Here is a 20,978-nt window from a genome sequence, read left to right as displayed (position 1 = left end):
ATGTTGAAGGACCGTATGACCGCAGAAGTTCAGAAATATTCGCTCGAACAGATTGAAGCACTCGAACTGGCACCCGGCACGGAGCACGAGCAGCTTGAGGGATGGGTGCCTTCGCTTGCCAGCGACGAAGAAGTGCGGCAGGCGCTGGAGAAGGCGTTCGACTATCGTGGCGACGTGACGATTACTACCAGGGCCGGCGCGAAGATTGAAGCGTATGTGTTCAACCGCCAGACCGGTGCGACGCTGCAGGATTCGTACATTCAGTATTTCGCGCCCAACGTGACGGCTAAGCAGAAGATGAGTTACGCGGACATCGCGCGCATGGAGTTCAGCGGCAAGGACCGTGCGGCCGGCAAGCATTGGGAAGACTGGGTGAAGGCTTACAACGAGCGCAAGGCGGCGGGCGAGAAGGGCATCGCGCTGCACCCGGACAAGATCGACTAAGTCGCCCATGCCGGCTGCAGTTTGCCGGCGAGGTTATTTGCCCAGGCGCGGATGGCCGCCCAGTCGCGCGCGTCGTTGGCTGGAATCTTTCTTAGTATCAGGCTGAGCGGAAACCGGAGCTTCGCCGGGTCCCACTTGCCTCCCACGATTTTCTGATCGATGGGAAGGAACCACGGATCGAGCCGCGCCAGCTCTTTGTTTAATTGTTGCTCTGCTCCAGCCCAGTCTTTTGGGTCCATGTTCACGGGCCCGGCGACGAGGAGGGCTACGGGGATGCGCGAAAGCTGTTCGCGCCAAGCCAGGAGAAATCTGCGCGCGTTGCGATGGAGCCTTCCCATGTAGAGCGCGCCGCACAGCACGACGGCGGAGTAGTGCACGAAGCCCCGCACGTCGTTGACTGCGCAGACGTCGACGGGTAGCCCGTTGGCGTGCAGGACTGCGGCGACGATCCGCGCCGTCTCCTCGGTGGATCCGTATTTGGTCGCATAGGCCACCAGCACAAGATGTTCCATGGCTCCTCCTTTTCAGGAACAGGGGAGGATAGCGCAGAACCGAGGCTGCGGGCTGTGACGGCGCACAACCCTGTGAGGGCGGCGGAGTGGTGAAAACGGTTAAGGGGGTGGCGCTCGGCCTCGCCAACGACCGACATTTAAACTGGATACACATGCGAATCTTTGTTACAGGTGCTACCGGCTTTGTGGGCCATCACGTGGCCCGCGCCCTCTCTGACGAGGGGGCCGATCTGCGCCTGCTGGTTCGCAAGACCAGCAATCTTGCCAACCTGGAGGGCATCAAGGGCGACACCCGCGTGGGCGACCTGGCGGATCCCGAGTCGCTGCGCGTGCCGTTGGCAGGCTGCGACGCTCTGGTGCACGTGGCGGCGGACTATCGGCTGTGGATTCCGGATCCCGATGCCATGTACCGCGCCAACGTGGACGGCACCCGCGAACTGCTGCGCATGGCGAGGGAAGCGGGCGTTCGGCGCGTTGTTTATACATCGAGCGTGGCGACGATGCACTTCTTCAGCAATGGCGTGGTGAGCAACGAAGACACGCCGGTGTCGCTCAAAGACATGGTGGGTCACTATAAGCGTTCAAAGTTTCTGGCGGAGCAGGAGGCACTTAAAGCGGCCCAGGCGGGGCAGCAGGTGATGGTGCTGAATCCGACGACGCCTATTGGGCCGAACGACGCCAAGCCGACGCCGACAGGGCGGATCTTTGTGGATTTTCTTAACCGGAAATTTCCGGCGTACGTGGATACGGGGCTGAACCTGGTGGATGTGAGCGAGGTGGCGCGCGCGCATGTGCTGGCGCTGACGAAGGGCACGCCAGGGCGGCGATACATTCTGGGGGGCGAGAACCTCACGCTCAAGCAGATCCTGGACAAGATGGCGGCGATCACGGGTATCCCTTCGCCGCAGACGAAGATTCCTTTCGCTGTGGCGGCGACGTACGCTTTTTTTGAAGAGCTGATCACGGGGAAGATTCGCGGCAAGGAGCCTCGCGCAACGCTGGAAGAAGTGCGGATAGGGCGCAAGAAGATGTTCGCGTCGAGTGCGCGGGCGCAGCAGGAGCTGGGGTTCCGGATACTGCCTGTTTATCCGGCGATGCGCGCCGCCATAGAATGGTTCCGCGGCCACGGCTACGCGCCTTAAGCCAAAAATCCGGAGAGACTTCATGAGCCGAACGAAGAAAGGCTCATCGAGGAACAAGAGGCGTGACTTCGAGGTGAGACTCGCCGGGGATGTTTTTGACATTCTTCTGAGTGGGGAGATCGTGTGCGTTCGATGGGGTTTACCGTGGTTCGGAATTTAAAGAGATTCTGCAGGAGGTGCGTTCTGTTGGACAGAAGACCATCTTGTTTTAGTCACAAGAGCCGCCTGACTTCATTGCCCGATCGGGCGAGAACTCAATGGCGGCTGTTGCTTCGAGGAATGATCCCTGCATGACCCGCGTCGCCATCATTGCCGCTCTTCCGGGCGAGCTGAAGCCGTTTGTTCGCGGCTGGCCGCATTCGACCCGCAATGGGATTGACTTTTGGGCGCAGCGGGACGAGGAAGAGGAGTGGATTGCCGCCTGTGCCGGGGCGGGGCAGGACGCAGCGACGCGCGCGTTTGCGGCGCTTGAAGAGGGCGGGCCCATTGAGCTGGTGTTTTCGGTCGGCTGGGCCGGCGCGCTGAGCGCGGGTATCGCCGGAGGGACGGCCCACAATATGGCCGGCGTATTTGACGTCCGCACGGGAGAGCGCTTCAACTGCGATGCCGATTCCGGGCCGTTATGGCTGGCGACCAGCCCTCGCGTGGCCGGTAGAGCTGAGAAGCTGCGCCTGGCGAAAACGTACAAGGCATCCCTGGTCGACATGGAGGCGGCGGCGATTGCCCGGCTGGCGGCGATGCGGGAGATTCCTTTCTATTGCATCAAGGGTGTGAGCGACAGTCTCGATGCGCGGCTGCCCGATCTCAACCGCTTTATCGCGCCGGACGGCAAGTTTCGCATGCGTGCTTTCGTTCTTTTTGCGGCCATTCGTCCCTGGCACTGGCCTGCACTGATCCGAATGGGCGAAAATAGCAGGAAGGCCGCTGCAGCTATCGCCCAATCCCTGTTCGAGTTTCTCGATGCAGGAGGTCAAATCAGGAATTCGAATGGCTACTCCAATCTCCAGCCCTGAACTCGACATTTCCCGCCAGCTCCCCACCACCATGCGTGCGGTTGTTTATCGCGGCATCAACGATATGCGCATTGAGACCGTGCCGGTGCCAGAAGTCGGATCGGGCGAAATTCTCGTCCAGGTGGCTACATGCGGCATCTGCGGAACGGATCTAAAGAAAGTGCACTACGGCTCGCATTCGGCTCCGCGCATCTTCGGGCACGAGATGTCCGGCACGGTGGTTGCGTGCGGCCAGGGAGTGACAAAGTTTGAGCTCGGCGAGCGGGTGGTGGTTCATCATCACGTGCCGTGCTATGAGTGCTACTACTGCCGCAAGGGCACGCCTGCGCAGTGCCCGCTTTATAAGAAGACCGGCGTCACTGCGGGCTTTGAGGCCTCGGGCGGCGGATTCGCCGAGTACATTCGCGTGATGGACTTTGTGGTGAATAACGGCGGCGTGGTTCGTATTCCCGACGGGGTTCCGTTTGAGCAGGCAGCCTTTGTGGAGCCGGTGAACACGGTGCTCAAGGGTGTGAAGATGCTGAACCTGCGGCCGGACGACACGGTGCTTGTAATCGGCCAGGGGCCGATTGGGCTGATGCATGCCGTGTTGTGCCAGCGCACGGGCGCGAAGGTGCTCACGTCCGATCTCTACCCGGAGCGCCACGCGATTGCGGCGCGGTTTGGCCTTAAGCATCCCATTCATGCCGGTCAGGAGAATGTGGTGGAGCGGGTATTCGCGGAAAGCGAAGGCCGGGGCGCCGACGCGGTGATTCTCGCGGTGGGCGGAAAAGCGCTGATCAAGACCGCCATGGATGCATGCCGGCCGGGCGGCAAGGTAATGCTGTTTGCGCAGACCCAGCATGAGGAAGCAACTTTCGATCCGGGCGTGGTTTGTATGGATGAGAAGACCCTGATGGGCTCCTACTCGTCGTCGTTCGACATTCTGGATGAAGTCACGGACCTGGTTTTCAACGGCTACCGCAACGGGTTCGACCTGACGCAGCTCATCTCGCATCGCTTTCAGACGGAAGACGCCGTGGCGGCTATCGACATTGCTTCGCATCCCAAAGCCGACTCGATGAAGATCATGATCGAGCCGGTGCTTGGGGCCGGAGCACGGTAGGGAGGAGGAAACGATGCCAGGCCCCCCGCAAGGCCCCCCGCCAGGCCCCGTGAAGGCTGCAATCCTCCGCGGCCGCCAGACGGTGGAATCCGTTGTCGAAGGCGGACTCGACACGGTTGAGACTGTCGTTGAGGCCGGCCTGAACACGGTGGAGGCGGCGGTGATCGGCGGCCGCAAGAAGGTAGAATCTGCGGTTAACCTGGGCCGCAGAACCGTGGAACATGCCATTCTGGGCCGCGCGACCATGAAGGCAGCGGTGCTGCACGGGCGCGAAGACATCCGCATTGAAAGCGTGCCGGTACCGCAGGCTGAAATTGGCGAGATCATTGTGCAGGTGGGCGCGGCGCTAACCTGTGGAACCGATTTGAAGGTCTTCCGCCGGGGATATCACGCGCGCATGATTGTGCCGCCGGCACTGTTTGGGCACGAGCTTGCGGGCACGGTGGTGCAGGCCGGCGAGGGTGTAACCAACTTCGTTCCGGGCGATCGCGTTGTGGCTCTGAATTCCGCGCCATGCGGCAAGTGCTACTTTTGCACGCGCGATCAGGAAAACCTGTGCGACGACCTGCTGTTTAATAATGGGGCTTATGCCGAGTACATTCGCATTCCTTCGCGGATCGTGGCCAAGAACACGCTTCGCATTCCGGACGGGGTTCCGCTGGAACATGCCGCGCTGACCGAGCCACTGGCGTGCGCGGTGCATGGATTTGAGGATTCGAACCCGCGTGCCGGAGATACCGTAGCGGTGATCGGCGGCGGGCCGCTGGGGCTCATGATTCTGCACGTGGCTGCGCTGGCCGGATGCCAGGTGATCGCTATTGTGCGCCACGATGGGCAGGCCGAGGCGGCAAAGCAATTGGGCGCCGCGCATGTGGTGAAGACGCGCAGCATTCGAGAAGCCATCAAGTTGACGCGTGCTCTGACGCCGAACGATCGCGGAGTGGATATCGCCATTGAAGCTGTGGGTGTGCCAGAGGCATGGCAGGAAGCCGTGGAACTGGTTCGCAAGGGCGGTACTGTGAATTTTTTTGGCGGGTGCGCGGTGGGCACGCACGTCACGCTGGACACCAACCGGATTCACTACAGCGACATCACGCTCCGCGCCACATTTCATCACACGCCGGCCATCTGCCGTCGCGCACTGGATTTGATCGCAAGCGGGCGGTTCCAGGCGGGGGCGTTTATCACGGGCCGGGCGCATCTTTACGAGCTGAACCGCGTGTTTGAGAAGCTGATGAACCGGAGCAGCGAGATTAAGACTGCGATTGTGCCGTAGTTGTTGCGGTTTCAGTCGCCCTGTCCGCACCGTAGGATGTAATTATGCAAACTGCTGCCCAACACGAAGAGCTGATAGCCCGCGGGTGGGCGGCATTGCCGGCGTCCTATCGCATTCCCGAGGTTGCGCCGACGCTTGAAGGAGCGCGCGCCTGGTGCAGGAAGCTGGCGGAGTCGCATTACGAGAATTTCCATGTAGCCTCGTGGTTTCTGCCCAAGGCGCTGCGGCCGCACTTTCATTCGATCTACGCGTATTGCCGCATCTCAGACGACCTTGGCGATGAGGTTCCCGATCGCGCGGCGGCTGTGGCGTTGCTGGATCTTTGGGGCCGCGAACTCGATGCGTGCTATGAGGGCCGGGCGCGGCATCCCGTCTTTGTAGCGCTGGCTGAGACCATCCGCGCGTGCGGGATCCCCAAGAAGCCGTTTGCGGATTTGCTGGTCGCGTTCCGCCAGGACCAGACCGTCACGCGGTTTGCCAGCATGGAGGAAGTGCTTCACTACTGCGAGTATTCGGCAAATCCTGTGGGCCGGCTTGTGCTCTATGCGTGCGGTGAAGTTACGCCGGAAACGCAGGACGAGAAGTTTCGGCTGTCGGATGCAACCTGCACAGCACTGCAGCTTGCCAACTTCTGGCAGGACGTGCGCAGCGACTACCAGGTGCGCGACCGCGTCTATCTGCCGCAGGACGACATGCAGCGCTTTGGTGTGAGCGACGCGACGATTGCAGCGGGTGTGGCAACGGCCGAGTTTCGCGCGCTGCTTCGGCATGAAGTCGGCTACGCGCGCAACCTATTTCAGCAGGGGCTGCCGCTGATCGGCATGGTGAACCGCGAACTCGCGATCGATCTCGATCTGTTCAGCCGCGGCGGGCTCGAGATTCTCAATGCGATTGAGCAGCGCGACTTCGACGTGCTGAGCGCGCGCCCATCGATCAGCAAGGCGACTAAGCTGCAGTTGGCTCTACGCGCGGTTACGGGCAAGTTTCTGCCCTTCCTGCGTCTTGGCGGGCAAGCGGGGAAGGCAGCTTGAGCACCGCAGCGATATCGGCCGAGCCCAGCATCGAGCAGGCGTACGCGCAGTGTCGAGCTATCGCTAAACGCGAGGCTAAGAATTTTTACTACGCTTTTGTGGCTCTGCCGGAGCCGCGCCGCAATGCGATCTGCGCTATTTACGCTTACATGCGCAGGGCTGACGACCTTGCAGACGACGAGAGCCTCTCGCGTGACGAGCGTATGCGACAGCTGGACGGATGGCGCACGGAGTGGCACGCGGTAAGCCGCGGTGCTGAAACCAGCGACCCGGTTTTTGTTGCGACGCGCGATGCCATTCAGCGCTTTCGTATCCCGCTCACGCTGCTGGACGAACTGGTTGCCGGCACCACGATGGATCTGGAACACACGGCGACGGACCACCCCGACACTTACGCGACGTTTGACGATCTCTATCGCTATTGCTACCTGGTTGCGTCGGTGGTGGGCCTGGTGTGTATCCGCATTTTTGGCTACTCTGACCCGCGTGCCGAGAAGCTGGCCGAAGAGACCGGCATTGCATTTCAGCTCACCAACATTCTGCGCGACGTGGCCGAAGATGCGGCGCGCAATCGCGTGTATCTTCCACTTGAGGATCTGGCCGCGCACAACGTGGCGCTTGATTCGCTGCTGCATCGGAAGGGCGGCACTCCGCCCAATGCGGACGAGCGCGCGCTGCTTGCCGACATCGCTGCGCGGGCGGAGAAGTACTACCAGTCCGCGAAGGCACTGCTGCCGCTGATCGATCGCGAGAGCCGGCCCGCGTTGTGGGTGCTGGTGCGCATCTATCATCGCCTGCTCATATGCATCCGCCGCGCGAATTATGACGTGTTCTCGCATCGCCAGAGCGTGCCGACATTCATGAAGCTTGAGATTCTGGCTGTGGGTATGATGCGCATGGGCTGGGCCCGCCTGACCAAATGACGAGCGTGGCCATTGTTGGCGGCGGCGTAGCCGGCATGAGCGCCGCGTGTGCGCTTGCCGACGCGGGCTATTCCGTCACGCTGATCGAACGTCGCGGCTACCTGGGGGGGCGTGCGTCGTCGTATCTTCATCCCGGCGTGAATGAAGTCATCGACAACTGCCAGCACGCGCTGATCGGCGCGTACACCAACCTGCTTGGGTTTTATCGCCGCATCGGCGTCGCGGACAAGATTCACTGGACCACGAACTATACGATGATCGAGCCGGGCGGCCGCAGGTCGGCGCTCGGCGCTACGAGCTTGCCGGCGCCGCTGCATGGTTTGCCCAAGCTGCTTACCTGCGGCGCGTTTTCGCTGGCGGATAAAGTGTCGCTGACGCGGGCCTTCACAGCGATTCTGCTGGGCAGCGGCACTGATCCGCGCGAATCACTGGGGGCGTGGCTGCGGCGTCAGCGCCAGTCGCGGGGCGCCATGGAGCGCTTCTGGCGTCTTGTGATCGCCTCGGCGCTCAACTCCGACATCGATCAGATCGGCGTGAATTATGCGTCGATGGTGATCCGCGGCCTCTTCATGGATTCGGCTGAAGCAGGCGCCCTGGGAATGAGCACAGTGCCGTTGAGCGATCTCTACGCGCCGGTGCCCGAGTTTCTTGGCGCGCGTGGGGGGCGGCTTCTGCTGAATGCCAGCGTGGACACCCTCGAGTGGAATGAAGGCTCGCGACGGTGGATGCTCACGGTGCGCGGCGAAGATGCGCCGCTGGTCACTGACTTCGTCGTGCTGGCGCTGCCGTTTGAAGCTTTTGCGAAACTGCTGCCGCGGCTGCCTGCGAACGAGGGCAGCGAACTACTGACGCAGCAGCTTTCGAGGCATGTGCACTGGCCCATCTCGAGCGTGCATCTCTGGTTCGATCGAGAGGTCACCGATCTGGAGCATGCTGTGCTTCTCGACCGCGAGCTGCACTGGATGTACAACCAGTCGAAGCTGCAGAATCGTCCGGGTAACTACATCGAGCTGGTGCAGTCCGCCTCGCGCGTTTTCGCGGCGCTGCCGCGCGAGCGGGCCATCGAGCAGGCGCTTGCGGAGGTGGGCGAGTTTTTTCCGGAGGCGCGTAGCGCGCGTGTCGTCAAAGCGGCGCTCATCAAAGAAGTCCGCGCTACGTTTGGGGTTCCGCCGGGTATTGACGCGGCGCGGCCTTCGGCGAAGTCACCGTGGCCGAATCTGTTTATGGCGGGGGATTGGATTCAGACGGGCTGGCCGTCGACGATGGAGAGCGCGGCGCGGTCAGGGCATCTGGCGGCGGAAGCCCTTGCGGCAACCGCGGGTAGCTCGTCGAAGTTTTTTGAGCCCGATTTGAAGCCGCGTGGTTTGATGAGGCTGATTGGTCGTGTCGCACCCTGAATGGATAGGCGCCGGACCAGCTGTGTGACATCCGGTCAGCCGACTCGCGGTTTCTCCGCAAGCTTTCAGGTAAGGGCCGATTTGAGAGCCTCGCGCTGGATACGCCAGATACAAGCCGGGTCCAGCAAGGTGTTTCAGTGGGCCAGCAGATATACGCCGATGCAGACGAATATTGCTGAAGCCCATCTGCGCCGGTCCACGTTTTCATGCAGGAAGAGCTTGCCGGCCACGGCATTCGTGACGAGGGTAAGTGAAGCTGACGCGGGTGCGACGAGGCTCAGGTTCAGGTGATTCAGCGCAAAGAGCAGCGCGAAGAACGCTACCGCGAGAAAGAAGACTCCAGCGAAGAACAGAGGGCAAGTCACCACAGCCTTGATTGCGCCCTTCATGCCCGAGTGCGCGCGAATGTCATCGAGATCGCCGATGGATTTCATGGCCGCCGCCGTGAGCACTTCGCCCGTGGTGGAAGTGAGCACGATGGCGGCGATCATGCCCGCCGCTGCCCATGCGCTCACGGGCGCGCCTGCGTGAGAGAGCATCATCGTACGTGCTCCTCTTTGGGCGCGGGAACCTGCGCCTGGTCCAGAGGCACTGGCCGTTCCGTGACCGCTGGCCCGTGCGCCACAAATCCTACACCCACGGTGATGAGCACGATGCCCGCCCAGCGCTGCAACGAGATCTCTTCATGAAGCCAGAACCGTGCGAACAGCGCCACGATGACGTTGCCGAACGCCGTTGCAGGCAGCACGAATGTCAGATCGGCCCAAGACAGCGCCGTAAGGTAGCTTGCGAAGAACCCGATCAGCAGCGCGATCCCCACCGCGATCCAAGGTGTGAACACGGCCGCAACCAGCGTGCCCGGTGCGGCGAGGGAGATGGCCGGCAAATGGGTCATGCCACGCGAAAGGCACGTGTCTCCGAGCGGCGCGCACAAGGCCACCAGTCCCAGGATCATCCATTGTTGGGGCGTGAGCCGGTATTGCGCCATGTCGCGTGCGGTTCCTTTAGCCGCAAAAGGAAAGGGCGGCAATCCGCCGCCCTTTCAGGTTGCACTCGAGCAGTTTCCGGGGGCTTGCGAAAGAGAGCAACAGCAGATTCCCTTCGGCAATGACAGCAAGAAAAGCAAAGTCCGATGGAGATACAGCTCTCACGCTATGCGCCGGCGCCGACTGGTGCCTGCGGCTTGGGCTGTCCCTTGCGGGCTTCCTTCACCATCTTGTTGCGCTGCGAGCGCAGCTTCAGGAAGGCCTTGGCTTCCACGTAAAGGCGCGGCACGTCGCGATTGACGATTGCTTTCCAGACCACGCGGAAGGCCGCCTTGGGACGGAAGTAGTATTCGTCGTAGAAGCGGTGCACCATCTCCATCACGTAATCGACGGGCAGGCCGGGGTACTCGATGTGCGCCATCTGGTGTCCGCCGCCGTCTTCCATCTTCTCGTTGGTGATGAAGCCGTTGGACTTGGCGAACTCGTAGAACTCCGTGCCCGGATAGGCGTGGGCAATGGACACCTGGATGGTCTCGCAGTCCAGGGTCTTGGCGAAGTTGATGGTGTTGCGGATCGATTCCTTAGTCTCGCCGGGGAGGCCGAGGATGAAGTCGCCGTGGACCACCAGGCCAAGGTCGTTGCAGTCCTTGGCGAAGGCGCGCGCTCGCTCGACTGTGGCGCCCTTCTTGATGTTTTTGAGGATCTGCGGATCGCCGGACTCGAAGCCGACGATGAGCAAGCGGCAGCCCGCGTCCTTCATGGCTTTGAGGGTATCTCGGTCGGTGGTGACGCGCGAGGTGCAGCTCCAGGTCAGGTTGAGCGGCTTGAGTTTCTCGCACAGCTCAATGGTGCGCTGCTTCTGGATGTTGAACGTGTCGTCATCGAAGAAGAACTCCTTCACAAAGGGGAAGTTCTCCTTGGCCCATTTGAGCTCCGCGGCAACGTCGTCCGTGCTGCGCTTGCGCCACGCATGGCCGGAGAGTGTCTGGGGCCAGAGGCAGAAGGTGCACTGCGCCGGGCAGCCGCGCGTGGAATAGAGCGCGATGTAGGGATGCAGCAGGAAGGGGACGTTGTACCTGGTCACGTCCATGTCGCGCTTGTAGATCTTGGTCGCCCACGGCATCGCGTCGAGATCTTCCACCTGGGGGCGATCGGCGTTATGGATGATCGTGCCGTCCTGCTTATAGCTGATGCCGAGGATTTCGCTGAGCGGTTTGCCCTGGGCGAACTCGACGACGGAATAGTCAAATTCGCGGCGGCAGATGAAGTCGAGGACCGAGCACTCGTTCAGAGCGCGCTCGGGGTCGGTGGTCACCGGCGGTCCGACAAAGGCGACGCGGATAGAAGGATTGGCGGCCTTGATGGCCTCGGCGAGGCGCTGGTCGCCCTCCCAGCCCACGGTGGAGGTGAAGAGCACCAGGAATTCGTAGTCCTTGCAGATCTTGATCGTCTCTTCAGCCGAAACGTGGTGCGGCGGCGCATCCAGCAGGCGCGAGCCTTCCAGCATGCCCGCAGGGTAGGTGAGCCAAACCGGGTACCAATACGACTCAATCTCGCGCGTCGCCGGCCAGCGCGAGCTGGCACCACCGTCGAAGTTCTCAAACGATGGTGGGTTGAGGAAGAGGGTTTTCAAAGGCATAGACATCCCTTCAATTCTAACATCGAGCAGTTTTTCTGACCGGTGTTTGACGGCTAACTACTTAGTGACTATGGACTTGGTTCAACCAGTCCTGCATATGGCCGAGGGCCCGCAGCAGATTGAGGCGCGCCTTGGTTAGATTCAGCCCGGTCTCCTGGGCATCCTGAAATTTCTGCCTCTCGTCGATTTGCGCGAGTTGTTCCTGGGTGGGTGAGATCTGCGCTGGAGCCCCCGGCCCGACGCCTGCTCCGTTGCCGGTCTGCATCTGGGTCTGGACGGTCTTGAGATCATCGGCTGCGATCTGCTGCTTGAGGCTGGCGACTTCAGCCTGGGCGTCCATTTCGCGCAACGTGCCGGTCAGCTCGGCGATGACCACATCGTTCTGGCGCTCGGCCTGCTCCGCCTCTGCGGTGGCGCGCAATGCGTCGGCCGCAGACTCGCGGCCTTTGGCGCGGTGCACCATGTCGAACAGCGGCACCTGGACGTTGAATCCCGACGCAAAGTTGTTGGCGGGCAACGGCTGAGCGAAGAACTTGTTTACCTCGTTCAGAATGGTGGTATTGCGGTTGTACTGCGCGCCGAAGCTCAGGGTAGGGATGTAGTTTGTCTGCCTGTCGCCGGTGGCCAGCTGAGACCTTGCACGCGCGGCCAGGCGAGCTGCTTCAATGGCGTAGATTGTTTTTGGTTTGATGTCGCCGCGTATCTCGGGTATCTCCGGAATGCTGGCGTGATCGGGCGAGATGGACCCAACCGGCAGAGCCGTGAGGGTGGCCAGTTGCTTGGAGAGGGTGCCAGCGCGCGTCTCCAGATGCAGGCGCGCCACCTTGATGTTTGCCGCGGTGAGCTTTGCTTCGAGCAGTGCATGCACCGAATCCACTCCCGCCTCGCCGCGCTGCTGTTCTATTTCGACCAGGCGGTTGGCGGCTGCTTCCTGCTGTTTGGCGGCGGCAAGCTCGTTAGTCACGGTGTCGAGTTCGATATAGGCGTTACTTGCATCCAGCGCCACTTGCTCGCGCGCATCTTTCAATCGCGATTCCGCTGCGCGCCATCCGCTACGCGACGCGTCCATGTAGTGCTTTTGCGGAATGCTGAAGACCAGCGATTCCACTGTCATGGTGTAGATCGAGGGCGGGCTGCCCGTAAATCCAACTGACGGGAACGCCGGAATTCCGGTTCCAAAATTTACCGAGGGAATGTAGGCGTCTCTGCTCTGCTCGAAGGCTGCGCGGGTCTTTGCGACGTCGGCTTCGGCTATCCGCACCGTGGCACTGTTGCGCTGCGCGAGATCGACCACCGTCTTTAACGACACCTGTCCGCGCGCCTGGTTGCCGGTTGCGGCAAATGCGAGGGCCGCTGCGAGAGGCAGTCCGAAGCGAGTCAGCGGTATGGCTTTGATGTTCAATCTGCGTCCGATCAAATCTTCAAATCCTGTGCGGGTCTATAGGTGCTCGCCAGTGCCAAGGCGGCGCTGCGTTCGCGCGCCGCGCCGGCTGCATCGCCGGTCTGCTTGTACAAGCGGGCCAGCCAGGTGTGCGCGACAAAGACGGGCGCCTCTTCTGTTTGATTGCTGGAGGCGATGTATTGCTGCAGGAACTTGATGGCAAGGAGGAGATTCTGATTCGCTTTGATCAGGACCGATGCGCCATTGAACAGCGCTACGGCCGAGTGCTGGCGATCGCGCTCCGCGGCGGCCTTGCCATTCTGCAGGGCGGTCTGCATCTCCTGATCCCGCTTGTTCTTGCGAAAGAAACTCGCCAGCCGCATCCACTGAAAAGCCGGATGGGGGCTGGCCGCGATGGCCTGGCGGAATTCGTTCTCTGCCGTCACGTAGTCATGATTTTCCTGCGCAATGGCGGCGCGCAACTCATGGGCGCGTGCCGGATCGACCTTGTCCAACTGTGCGGCGACGCCCTGGGCTTTGCCGATGCCGCCGCCCACCACGCCGGGAGCGGAGTAGTAGAACTCACCCAGATCGGCAAGCGCCTCGGCGTTGCGAGGATTCAACTGCACGGACTGTTCGAACTCACCGCGTGCGCGTTTTGCCAGATTGTAAGCGGTGACGAACGATGCGGTTTCAGCGCGCTCGCCGAGCACCCGGCCGAGCCAGAGATGATTCATCGAGTTTTGCCAGTCCATCGCGACGGTCTTCTCGCACTCAGGCTGCGCGAGGTCGTATTGCTCCAGCGTGAAGAGCACGCGGCAGCGAATGCCGTGGGCATCAGCGGAGTTGGACTCGGGTTGGGGGAGGGAACTCAAAATGGAAATCGCCAAGTCGGCCTGACCGGCCTGCAGGGCGGCACTGGCCTGGCCGATGCCGCCGCCGACGGCCTGCACGGGAGCTTCTGCCGCTGCTGCGCACAGGGACACTGCTGCGAGTATTGCCGTTCCGAGGCGCGTCACTTCACGGGCCTGATCGGCACGCCTTCCTGCAATGGCTGGCCGCTGATGGATCCGGTAGCCACCCAATCCCCTGCATTCAGTCCGGATACGATGGCTACCTGGTTCAGATTCATAGTGCCGTATTGAACGGGGGTGCGCTTCAACTCGTCTTTTATGACGCGGAAGACGTAGGGTTTCCCGTTTTCGACGTGGAGGGCCTCGCGCGGAATGCTGAGTGCATTGGCCTGGCTGGACGTGGTGACCGTGACGGTGACATTGGTGTCCGGCAGGAGGCCGTCGGCGTCGCCATCGACAGCCACCAGCACCTCACCGACGTTGCGCGTGCCATATTGCGTGACGGTTACGGGAACGCGCTCGATGTGGCCCTTCCACACCTGACCTGGCTTGGCATCCCATTTGATCACGGCGGACTGTCCTACGGACAACACGCCGATCTCCGGCTCGTCGAAGTAGGCGCGTACGCGCTCGTGCTTCAGGTCGGCAAGCTGCAGAATGAGCTTGCCCTCTTCGACGAAATCGGTGGGCTTCACATTCAGGGTGTAGACGGTTCCCGGAGCCGGCGCGCGCACCACGGTCCTGCTCTGGGTATCGCGTGCTGCGGCGAGGGCGGTCTCGGCATCGTGCACGGCGGCTTCCGCACGGGCCAGGTCAGACGGAGCATAGCGGTTCCTGGAACTGTTCTGGCTGGCCTCGAGCGAGGCGTTGGCCGATTGCAGCCGTTGTTCTGCCGCCGCCACTTCGCTGGCCGAGGCAGCGCCGGACGCATGAAGCTTGGTCAGGGCAACGACGTCGTGCTGCGCCTGGTCACGGTCAATCTGTGCCCGGGTAATCTCAGACGAGGCAGCCTGCCGCTCGGCCAGCGTGCCGCCATGCTGCGCGGCTTCCAGTGCGGCCTGGGCCGTCTTCAGGCCGCTTTCGGCGGCCGCTACCCGGGTGCGAGCCTGAATATCGTCGAGCGATACCAGCAGTTTCCCCGCATCGACGTGATCGCCGGTCTGCACGGTTACGGCTTTCACCGTGGTGGAGAGCGGGCTGAATACCCCGTAGTTCATCTCAGGCTCAACGCGCCCGTTGGTGCTGCGAGTGCTTTCCAGCGACTGATTGGCCGCTTCGACCACGCGCACCTGCAGCCGATCGCGCGTGAGCGAGCGAACCGAGAAGAAAACCAGTATGAGGATTACGCCGGCGCCGAGCCAAACCCAACGCCAGTCCAGTTGTTTGCTTTCTCTAGCCATTCGGAAGCCTAGGTCAGTATATAGGACTCATGAGTGCGGTCGAAGTTGCGCAAAATCCATGCAAAGGCGTGAGTTGGGGCAGGTTAGCCTCGGAATTTGAGAATCCGTACAATAGAAATATGGCAACGACGCAACCCCGCTATACGGACGATCACGCCAAGGCCGGCCTGGACTTTGCCTTCCCCGCGATCGAAACATGGAGGAATCAATTTCCGGGCTACGAGATCGAGATTGACGACCCCGAACTGACCTCCGTCTGCCCGAAAACCGGCCTGCCTGATTTCGGGACGCTTTTGATTCGCTACATGCCGCGGGAGCGCTGCCTGGAGCTGAAGTCGCTGAAGGAATACCTGTTTTGCTATCGCAATCTGGGGATTTTCCAGGAGAACATCTGCAACCAGGTACTGGAAGACATCGTGAAGGCTACAGAGCCGGTATGGGCTGAGGTCAAGGGCGTGTTCCGGCCGCGGGGCGGGATTGGGACGACGGTGGTGGCAAGGTGGCCGCGGCCGCAGGAGTAATCAAAGTGGGCCTCGATGTGGTTGACCTGGTTTTGTGGTGCGACGAGGAATTCGCGGAGTTGGAGAACGCCCGTTTGGAGCAGGTGCGCACCGAAGGCGAGTTGTTCGAACTGATCTGCGAGAAGCTCAGTCTGCCTTGTGGATCGAATGAGCCGCATCCAGCCGCAAGACCATTGATCCCCATCATGGAATCTATCCGCCCACGAGAGATTTCTGAGAGACTAGCTGCGTGACCGGATGGGATCCTTTCCATCCAGCCTGCAGGAGGTTTCCATGAGTGCTACTCCGACTGCCCAGAACCCGCTTGCCAGCCTTGATCAATGGGATGATTTTGTCGAAGGCCGGTATCGCGAAGGCAAATCGACCGAAGAGTTCCGCCAGTACGACAAGGCTGCGAACCCCGGTGTGGCCGAGTTCTACCGTCTGAATCACGAAAACCAGACGGTCGCCTTCGTTCTTGAAAAAGAGAAGCAGTACTTTTCGCTGCAAAAGGGCATGAAGACGATCTGGGAGGCGGCTGAGTTCCTCAACACCATGGTGGACGACTCCGACCCGGACACCGACCTCACGCAGATCGAGCATCTGCTGCAGACTTCGGAGGCGATCCGCAGCGATGGCCATCCGCGCTGGATGGTGCTGACCGGGTTTCTGCACGATCTGGGCAAGTGCCTCTGCCTGTACGGCGAGCCGCAGTGGGCGGTGGTGGGTGACACCTTCCCGGTGGGCTGCGCATGGTCAGAGCACATTGTTTATCACGAGTACTTTGCTAACAATCCTGACCGCTTAGTTTGCGAGTATCAGACGCAGTGCGGGATCTACGAGCCGGGTTGCGGTCTGGACAAGCTGCACATGTCGTTCAGCCACGATGGGTACATCGCTGAAGCGATGAAGCCGTATCTGAATATCGAAGCGCTGTACATGCTGCGCTATCACTCGTTCTATCCGTGGCACAAGCACGGAGCTTATGAGCATCTGGCGAACGAGCAGGACCGCGCGATGCTGCCGTGGGTGCTGAAGTTCAACCAGTACGATCTTTATTCCAAGGGGCACACGAAGCCGGATGTGAAGGCGGTGAAGCCTTACTACGACGAGCTGTTCGCGGAGTTTCTGCCGGAGAAGGTGGCGTGGTAGGGCTGATCGCGCGCAGCGGAATCGATTCATGTCTGATCGCTGTATTCTGATCGCACGGTGTCCACTCTGACCCAACCCGTTCGGCGTTCACGTTTCAGTCCAGCGTTTGTCACGCTGAGCCTGCTGCTCTGCCTTAATCTTCTCAATTACATTGACCGCTACATCCTTCCGGGCGTGCAGTCGCTGATCCAGAAGGAATACGGCTGGAGCGACGAGAAAGTTGGCGCGCTGACCACGGCTATGTTCGTGGTCTATATGCTGTGTGCTCCGCTCACGGGTTGGCTTGGCGATCGCGTCAGCCGCAAGCCGCTCATCGTGGGTGGAGCGATCCTGTGGAGCCTGCTCACGCTGTCGACGGCGTGGGTGAACGACTACTGGAGCATGTATGTGCGACACGCCCTGGTGGGAGTGGGGGAAGCGTCGTTTGGCATTTTCGCGCCGGCCGTGCTTTCGGACTTTTACGATGAACGCAGCCGCAACCGCATCCTGTCCATTTTTTATCTGGCCATCCCCGTAGGCGCAGCTATTGGGTACACGGCCGGAGGGCAACTGGGCACCGCATACGGCTGGCGGGCGCCGTTTTTTGTCTGTGCCATTCCGGGCCTGGTGGTGGCGGCGTTGTATGGAGTCTTTGGCAGCGAACCGGTGCGGGGCGGGAGCGATCACCTGAAGGCTACCGGCGACCGGACCACGTTCCGGGGTCTGTTCAAGAACAAGGCGTTCCTGACCGCGACCCTGGGCCTTGCGATGCTGACCTTTGCCATGGGCGGCATCTCCAACTGGATCGCCGTCTTTCTGGAGCGCTTCGCGGGCATGTCGACCGCGGCGGCCGGAACCTGGGTAGGCGCGATCACGGTGATCGATGGCATCGCGGGAACTGCCGTGGGCGGATTCATTGCGCAGCGCTGGCTGAAGACCAACCATAAGGCGCTCTATCTGTTGTCGTTCTGGAGTGTCGTGCTGACCATTCCTTTTGGAGCGCTGGTGTTCTTCGGACCGCGGGCCTGGGCGCTGCCGGCATTATTCGCGGCGGAGTTCTTTCTGTTCCTCAACACCGGGCCACTGAATGCTGCGATTGTGAATTCGGTTTCCGCGCCGGTGCGGGCTACGGCGATCTCTGTGAACCTGTTCTGCATTCATTTCTTTGGCGACACGTTTTCGCCGCAGATCATTGGGGCGGTTTCGGACCGGACAAACCTGCGGCTGGCGCTGGGGGTGACGCTGGTTTCGCTGGTGGCGTCGGCGATCATTCTGGGATCGGGGGCGCGCTTTGCGCCTGCTCTGGCGGAGCAAGCACACGATTAGGTCCGTCTTCCTCATGGGAACGCGTTCTTTGCGAGCTACTGGCAGGCTACGGCTGTGTCCTGTGCGGAGATGACTTGCCACTTGCCGTTTCGTTTGAGCCAGGTGTCGGACCAGACGAGGCAACGAAGGGCGTCTTTGCCCTCGTGATCTGGGATGGTGGCTCGTTCGCTCCCGTAGACCATCGCCAGATCGTCGCCAAAGAAGCGTACGCGGGCGCCATCCAGCTTGCAATCGCGACCCTTGCGCGACGAATCGCCTTCGATCTCTTTGGCCCGTTCATAGCGAGAGCCGTCGGGCGCGGTGCCGTAGAAGTCGTCTGCCAGGATGGTCTCACCAATGCGATTGTGATCGCAGCTCGATTCGGCCCACTTGCGCTCAGAGTCGATCACCATTTTGGCGACGGCATCGCCGGCATCCGCCCAGTGCGACTGCTGCGCGAAGCCATACGATCCGGCGAACATCAGGGAGAGTGCTGCTGCAAGAGAACGGACTTTCATCGTGCCTCCGGGATGTAGAGCACGATAGCAGAGAGTGGGCTTTGGAGACGAAGAAAAGGCCGGAGAGCATTCTGCTGTCCGGCCTCGCATGGAGCTTGAGTGAAGTTAGCGCGCTCCGACCAGCTCTTCCTGTTTTTTGCCGTAGTGGCTCAGTACGTAGTTGTCGAGGATCTGCTTGAACTCGGCGATGATGGTGTCGCCGTGCAGGGTCCTCAGGAGCTTGCCGTCGACGTAGACGGGTGCTTTGGGCTCCTCGAAGGTTCCGGGAAGAGAGATTCCGAGGTTGGCGTGCTTGCTTTCGCCGGGGCCGTTGACGACGCAGCCCATCACCGCTACCTTGAGCTCTTCGACGCCGGGGTAGACCTTGCGCCATTCGGGCATGGAGGTGCGCAGGTAGTTCTGGATCTGCTCGGCGAGCTCCTGGAAGTAGGTACTGGTGGTGCGGCCGCAGCCGGGGCAGCTTGTGACCTGGGGCATGAAGCTGCGGATCTGCAGCGACTGCAGGATCTGCTGCGCGGCCTGAACTTCTTCGGTGCGATCGCCGCCGGGCTTGGGGGTGAGGGAGACGCGGATGGTGTCGCCGATGCCGGCGAGGAGCAGCGGAGCAAGACCAGCGGTGGAAGCGATCAGGCCTTTGGCGCCCATGCCGGCTTCAGTCAGGCCGAGGTGCAGGGCGTAATGGCAACGCGCGGCGAGATTGGTGTAGACATCGATGAGATCGCGCACGCCGGAGACCTTGGCGGACAGGATGATCTGGTCATCGCGAAGGCCGTAGCGTTCGGCGGCTTTGGCGGAGTCGAGTGCGCTCACCACCATGGCTTCCATCATGACGTCGCGAGCGGGGAGGGGATTGGCGGACCTGTTGTTCTCGTCCATCATGCGGGTCAGCAGCGCCTGGTCAAGCGAGCCCCAGTTGACCCCGATGCGGACCGGCTTCTGGTTCTCGACCGCGCACTCCACCATGGTGCGGAAGTTGTCGTCGTCCTTGCGCCCGATGGAGACGTTGCCGGGGTTGATGCGGTATTTGGCCAGAGCCCGCGCTGTGGCGGGGTACTTCTTCAGGAGGAGGTGGCCGTTGTAATGGAAGTCGCCGACGATGGGGACGGCAATGCCGCGCTTATCAAGGCCCTCGACGATATGGGGGACGGCCGCGGCGGCTTCATCATTGTTGACGGTAACGCGGACGATCTCTGAACCGGCAAGGGCGAGCGCTGCGACCTGGTCGATGGTGCTCTGGATGTCGGCGGTGTCGGTGTTGGTCATCGACTGGACGACGACGGGAACCTCCCAGCCAACCTTGACCTGGCCAATGCGAACCGCCGGCGTCTTCCTGCGCTGAATCTCTGGCATACAAACCTCACATCCAGTTTACTAGGAGTGGAGTTTCTGGTGGTTAAGGGCTGGATGGGGGTCTGTTTACTGATCGATCATCTTACTGATTAGGTTCGCTGGAAACACGGCCTTTGAGCACCGGGGAAATCCTTCAGCAAAAGTGAGCTGCATCACAGGTAGTCGACCACCTAAGTCTCTATTTTTCAATCAGTGGCCCTCGGCGTGCGCAGGGAGCGAAAAACAATGACCTATTAATTTTCTGGTTAACTTAGGGTGATTCTTTTGCGATTTGACGGTCAGGTCTCAAGTCACCCGGCGGCTTTGCTATTGTGACAGGTTTTGATTTCCGGTCAGTGATGGCGGTCACGGGTGCATGGTTATGGGCACCGTTCGACTCCGCTCCGGGCAGGCTGGAATTCGTGCCCTTTCAAAACAGTGTCGCGCCCTGTTACAGAGCCCTTGCCGGAGGTTTGTCAGCGGGCTGATCGGGCTGCGGGAAAAACGCGGGATTCTGGGTAGGTCAGCCGTAGCAGGGGCTAAAGCCCCACAGATCCTCAGGGAGCTTATTGGCCCGGCTGAAGCCGTGCCCTTGTTACAAAGCTTATGGAGTGACTTTTTTTGCGCAGCCTGGGAAAGTCGCGCCCTGTTACAGAGCCCTTGCAGGAGGTTTAGCGGGCTGATCGGGCTGCGGGAAACGCGGGATTCTGGGTAGGTCAGTCGTAGCAGGGGCTGAAGCCCCGCAGATCCTCAGAGAGCTTATTGGCCCGGCTGAAGCCGTGCCCTTGTTACAAAGCTTATTGGAGTGACGTTTTTTGAAGCCCAACAGATCCTCAGGGAGCTTATTGGCCCGGCTGAAGCCGTGCCCTTGTTACAAAGCTTATTGGAGTGACTTTTTTTGCGCAGCCTGGGAAAGTCGCGCACCTGCTGCACGGCGGGGTGGGTGTGCAGGCGGCGATTGAGTGGCTCGCCGAGGGTTATCGGCGAGCCCGCAAATCGAAGTGAGGCGCTAGGCAGTTGCTCGCCGGTTGCCGCTGATCAGCCGAACGATCAATGTGAGCACTACAGCGCCGATGGTGGCGATGATGATGC

At 61.1% G+C, this 20,978-nt stretch carries 21 protein-coding genes; 12 read left to right on the top strand and 9 right to left on the bottom strand.

Annotated features, from left to right (window positions below):
• Positions 1 to 15 precede the first annotated feature (15 nt).
• Complete coding sequence (locus tag VGL22_RS03990) at positions 16 to 444, top strand: hypothetical protein (protein ID WP_465265593.1); 429 nt, start codon at positions 16 to 18, stop codon at positions 442 to 444.
• Here VGL22_RS03990 and VGL22_RS03985 read toward each other — a convergent pair.
• Positions 441 to 956, bottom strand: a complete 516-nt coding sequence (locus tag VGL22_RS03985; RefSeq protein WP_465265592.1) for a flavodoxin domain-containing protein — start codon at positions 954 to 956, stop codon at positions 441 to 443. The genes VGL22_RS03990 and VGL22_RS03985 overlap by 4 nt on opposite strands.
• Before the next feature lie 152 nt (positions 957 to 1,108).
• Between VGL22_RS03985 and hpnA the strand changes: the two genes are divergently transcribed.
• The 7 genes from hpnA to hpnE all read left to right on the top strand — a co-directional run bounded on the left by hpnA (position 1,109) and on the right by hpnE (position 8,843).
• Positions 1,109 to 2,098, top strand: coding sequence for a hopanoid-associated sugar epimerase (hpnA, locus tag VGL22_RS03980; RefSeq protein WP_465265591.1), 990 nt, complete (start codon positions 1,109 to 1,111; stop codon positions 2,096 to 2,098).
• A 290-nt stretch (positions 2,099 to 2,388) separates the two neighbouring features.
• A complete protein-coding gene (locus VGL22_RS03975) occupies positions 2,389 to 3,111 on the top strand; it encodes a phosphorylase family protein (protein WP_465265590.1) in 723 nt (240 codons plus the stop codon).
• Positions 3,086 to 4,216 (top strand): zinc-dependent dehydrogenase, encoded by a 1,131-nt coding sequence (locus VGL22_RS03970; RefSeq protein ID WP_465265589.1) that lies wholly within the window; start codon positions 3,086 to 3,088, stop codon positions 4,214 to 4,216. The genes VGL22_RS03975 and VGL22_RS03970 overlap by 26 nt, the downstream gene beginning before the upstream one ends.
• Positions 4,217 to 4,229: 13 nt before the next feature.
• A complete protein-coding gene (locus VGL22_RS03965) occupies positions 4,230 to 5,492 on the top strand; it encodes a zinc-dependent alcohol dehydrogenase (protein WP_465265588.1) in 1,263 nt (420 codons plus the stop codon).
• Positions 5,493 to 5,536: 44 nt separating this feature from the next.
• Positions 5,537 to 6,523 carry a squalene synthase HpnC gene (hpnC, locus tag VGL22_RS03960; protein ID WP_465265587.1) on the top strand — a complete coding sequence of 329 codons (987 nt, stop codon included), beginning with the start codon at positions 5,537 to 5,539 and terminating at the stop codon, positions 6,521 to 6,523.
• The gene (locus VGL22_RS03955; protein ID WP_465265586.1) at positions 6,520 to 7,446 is read left to right on the top strand and encodes a phytoene/squalene synthase family protein; all 927 of its coding nucleotides are present in this window, start codon (positions 6,520 to 6,522) and stop codon (positions 7,444 to 7,446) included. Before hpnC ends, VGL22_RS03955 begins: the two co-directional genes overlap by 4 nt.
• Complete coding sequence (gene hpnE, locus VGL22_RS03950; RefSeq protein WP_465265585.1) at positions 7,443 to 8,843, top strand: hydroxysqualene dehydroxylase HpnE; 1,401 nt, start codon at positions 7,443 to 7,445, stop codon at positions 8,841 to 8,843. The genes VGL22_RS03955 and hpnE overlap by 4 nt, the downstream gene beginning before the upstream one ends.
• A gap of 134 nt (positions 8,844 to 8,977) precedes the next feature.
• On the opposite strand, the gene VGL22_RS03945 is transcribed toward hpnE, so the two are convergent.
• The 6 genes from VGL22_RS03945 to VGL22_RS03920 all read right to left on the bottom strand — a co-directional run bounded on the left by VGL22_RS03945 (position 8,978) and on the right by VGL22_RS03920 (position 15,103).
• The gene (locus VGL22_RS03945) at positions 8,978 to 9,385 is read right to left on the bottom strand and encodes an EamA family transporter (protein WP_465265584.1); all 408 of its coding nucleotides are present in this window, start codon (positions 9,383 to 9,385) and stop codon (positions 8,978 to 8,980) included.
• Positions 9,382 to 9,831: an EamA family transporter gene (locus VGL22_RS03940; RefSeq protein ID WP_465265583.1), complete on the bottom strand. Its 450-nt coding sequence runs from the start codon at positions 9,829 to 9,831 to the stop codon at positions 9,382 to 9,384. Before VGL22_RS03940 ends, VGL22_RS03945 begins: the two co-directional genes overlap by 4 nt.
• Positions 9,832 to 9,995: 164 nt before the next feature.
• Complete coding sequence (gene hpnJ, locus VGL22_RS03935; protein WP_465265582.1) at positions 9,996 to 11,468, bottom strand: hopanoid biosynthesis associated radical SAM protein HpnJ; 1,473 nt, start codon at positions 11,466 to 11,468, stop codon at positions 9,996 to 9,998.
• 61 nt (positions 11,469 to 11,529) lie between these two features.
• Entirely contained in the window at positions 11,530 to 12,885 is a 1,356-nt protein-coding gene (locus VGL22_RS03930) for a TolC family protein (RefSeq protein ID WP_465265581.1), read from the bottom strand.
• Positions 12,882 to 13,868: a tetratricopeptide repeat protein gene (locus VGL22_RS03925; RefSeq protein ID WP_465265580.1), complete on the bottom strand. Its 987-nt coding sequence runs from the start codon at positions 13,866 to 13,868 to the stop codon at positions 12,882 to 12,884. The genes VGL22_RS03930 and VGL22_RS03925 overlap by 4 nt, the downstream gene beginning before the upstream one ends.
• Positions 13,865 to 15,103: an efflux RND transporter periplasmic adaptor subunit gene (locus tag VGL22_RS03920; protein WP_465265579.1), complete on the bottom strand. Its 1,239-nt coding sequence runs from the start codon at positions 15,101 to 15,103 to the stop codon at positions 13,865 to 13,867. The genes VGL22_RS03925 and VGL22_RS03920 overlap by 4 nt, the downstream gene beginning before the upstream one ends.
• Before the next feature lie 119 nt (positions 15,104 to 15,222).
• On the opposite strand from VGL22_RS03920, the gene queF reads away from it, so the two are divergent.
• From queF to VGL22_RS03900, 4 genes are read left to right on the top strand one after another with little or no spacing between them, the layout of a single operon-like run.
• Positions 15,223 to 15,624, top strand: a complete 402-nt coding sequence (queF, locus tag VGL22_RS03915; RefSeq protein ID WP_465265578.1) for a preQ(1) synthase — start codon at positions 15,223 to 15,225, stop codon at positions 15,622 to 15,624.
• Between the two features lie 5 nt (positions 15,625 to 15,629).
• Entirely contained in the window at positions 15,630 to 15,857 is a 228-nt protein-coding gene (locus VGL22_RS03910) for a hypothetical protein (RefSeq protein ID WP_465265577.1), read from the top strand.
• 40 nt (positions 15,858 to 15,897) lie between these two features.
• Positions 15,898 to 16,755 (top strand): inositol oxygenase family protein, encoded by an 858-nt coding sequence (locus tag VGL22_RS03905; protein ID WP_465265576.1) that lies wholly within the window; start codon positions 15,898 to 15,900, stop codon positions 16,753 to 16,755.
• Between the two features lie 57 nt (positions 16,756 to 16,812).
• Positions 16,813 to 18,060, top strand: a complete 1,248-nt coding sequence (locus VGL22_RS03900) for a spinster family MFS transporter (protein WP_465265575.1) — start codon at positions 16,813 to 16,815, stop codon at positions 18,058 to 18,060.
• A 35-nt stretch (positions 18,061 to 18,095) separates the two neighbouring features.
• Here VGL22_RS03900 and VGL22_RS03895 read toward each other — a convergent pair whose 3' ends face one another.
• Positions 18,096 to 18,557: a nuclear transport factor 2 family protein gene (locus VGL22_RS03895; protein ID WP_465265574.1), complete on the bottom strand. Its 462-nt coding sequence runs from the start codon at positions 18,555 to 18,557 to the stop codon at positions 18,096 to 18,098.
• 105 nt (positions 18,558 to 18,662) lie between these two features.
• The gene (gene ispG / locus VGL22_RS03890; RefSeq protein ID WP_465265573.1) at positions 18,663 to 19,907 is read right to left on the bottom strand and encodes a flavodoxin-dependent (E)-4-hydroxy-3-methylbut-2-enyl-diphosphate synthase; all 1,245 of its coding nucleotides are present in this window, start codon (positions 19,905 to 19,907) and stop codon (positions 18,663 to 18,665) included.
• Between the last annotated feature and the right edge of the window lie 1,071 nt (positions 19,908 to 20,978).

This window comes from Occallatibacter sp. (assembly GCF_036502485.1).
Classification (GTDB): domain Bacteria; phylum Acidobacteriota; class Terriglobia; order Terriglobales; family Acidobacteriaceae; genus Telmatobacter.
This window is presented reverse-complemented; position numbering and strand designations above follow the sequence as displayed.

Excerpts from the sequence above, each read along its gene's own strand:
- VGL22_RS03920 (WP_465265579.1), bottom strand. The coding sequence starts at position 15,103 with ATGGCTAGAGAAAGCAAACAACTGGACTGGCGTTGGGTTTGGCTCGGC.
- VGL22_RS03965 (WP_465265588.1), top strand. The coding sequence starts at position 4,230 with ATGCCAGGCCCCCCGCAAGGCCCCCCGCCAGGCCCCGTGAAGGCTGCA.
- hpnE (WP_465265585.1), top strand. The coding sequence starts at position 7,443 with ATGACGAGCGTGGCCATTGTTGGCGGCGGCGTAGCCGGCATGAGCGCC.
- VGL22_RS03990 (WP_465265593.1), top strand. The coding sequence starts at position 16 with ATGACCGCAGAAGTTCAGAAATATTCGCTCGAACAGATTGAAGCACTC.
- VGL22_RS03905 (WP_465265576.1), top strand. The coding sequence starts at position 15,898 with ATGAGTGCTACTCCGACTGCCCAGAACCCGCTTGCCAGCCTTGATCAA.
- VGL22_RS03975 (WP_465265590.1), top strand. The coding sequence starts at position 2,389 with ATGACCCGCGTCGCCATCATTGCCGCTCTTCCGGGCGAGCTGAAGCCG.
- hpnA (WP_465265591.1), top strand. The coding sequence starts at position 1,109 with ATGCGAATCTTTGTTACAGGTGCTACCGGCTTTGTGGGCCATCACGTG.
- VGL22_RS03985 (WP_465265592.1), bottom strand. The coding sequence starts at position 956 with ATGGAACATCTTGTGCTGGTGGCCTATGCGACCAAATACGGATCCACC.
- hpnC (WP_465265587.1), top strand. The coding sequence starts at position 5,537 with ATGCAAACTGCTGCCCAACACGAAGAGCTGATAGCCCGCGGGTGGGCG.
- VGL22_RS03945 (WP_465265584.1), bottom strand. The coding sequence starts at position 9,385 with ATGATGCTCTCTCACGCAGGCGCGCCCGTGAGCGCATGGGCAGCGGCG.
- VGL22_RS03970 (WP_465265589.1), top strand. The coding sequence starts at position 3,086 with ATGGCTACTCCAATCTCCAGCCCTGAACTCGACATTTCCCGCCAGCTC.
- queF (WP_465265578.1), top strand. The coding sequence starts at position 15,223 with ATGGCAACGACGCAACCCCGCTATACGGACGATCACGCCAAGGCCGGC.
- VGL22_RS03940 (WP_465265583.1), bottom strand. The coding sequence starts at position 9,831 with ATGGCGCAATACCGGCTCACGCCCCAACAATGGATGATCCTGGGACTG.
- hpnJ (WP_465265582.1), bottom strand. The coding sequence starts at position 11,468 with ATGCCTTTGAAAACCCTCTTCCTCAACCCACCATCGTTTGAGAACTTC.
- ispG (WP_465265573.1), bottom strand. The coding sequence starts at position 19,907 with ATGCCAGAGATTCAGCGCAGGAAGACGCCGGCGGTTCGCATTGGCCAG.
- VGL22_RS03895 (WP_465265574.1), bottom strand. The coding sequence starts at position 18,557 with ATGAAAGTCCGTTCTCTTGCAGCAGCACTCTCCCTGATGTTCGCCGGA.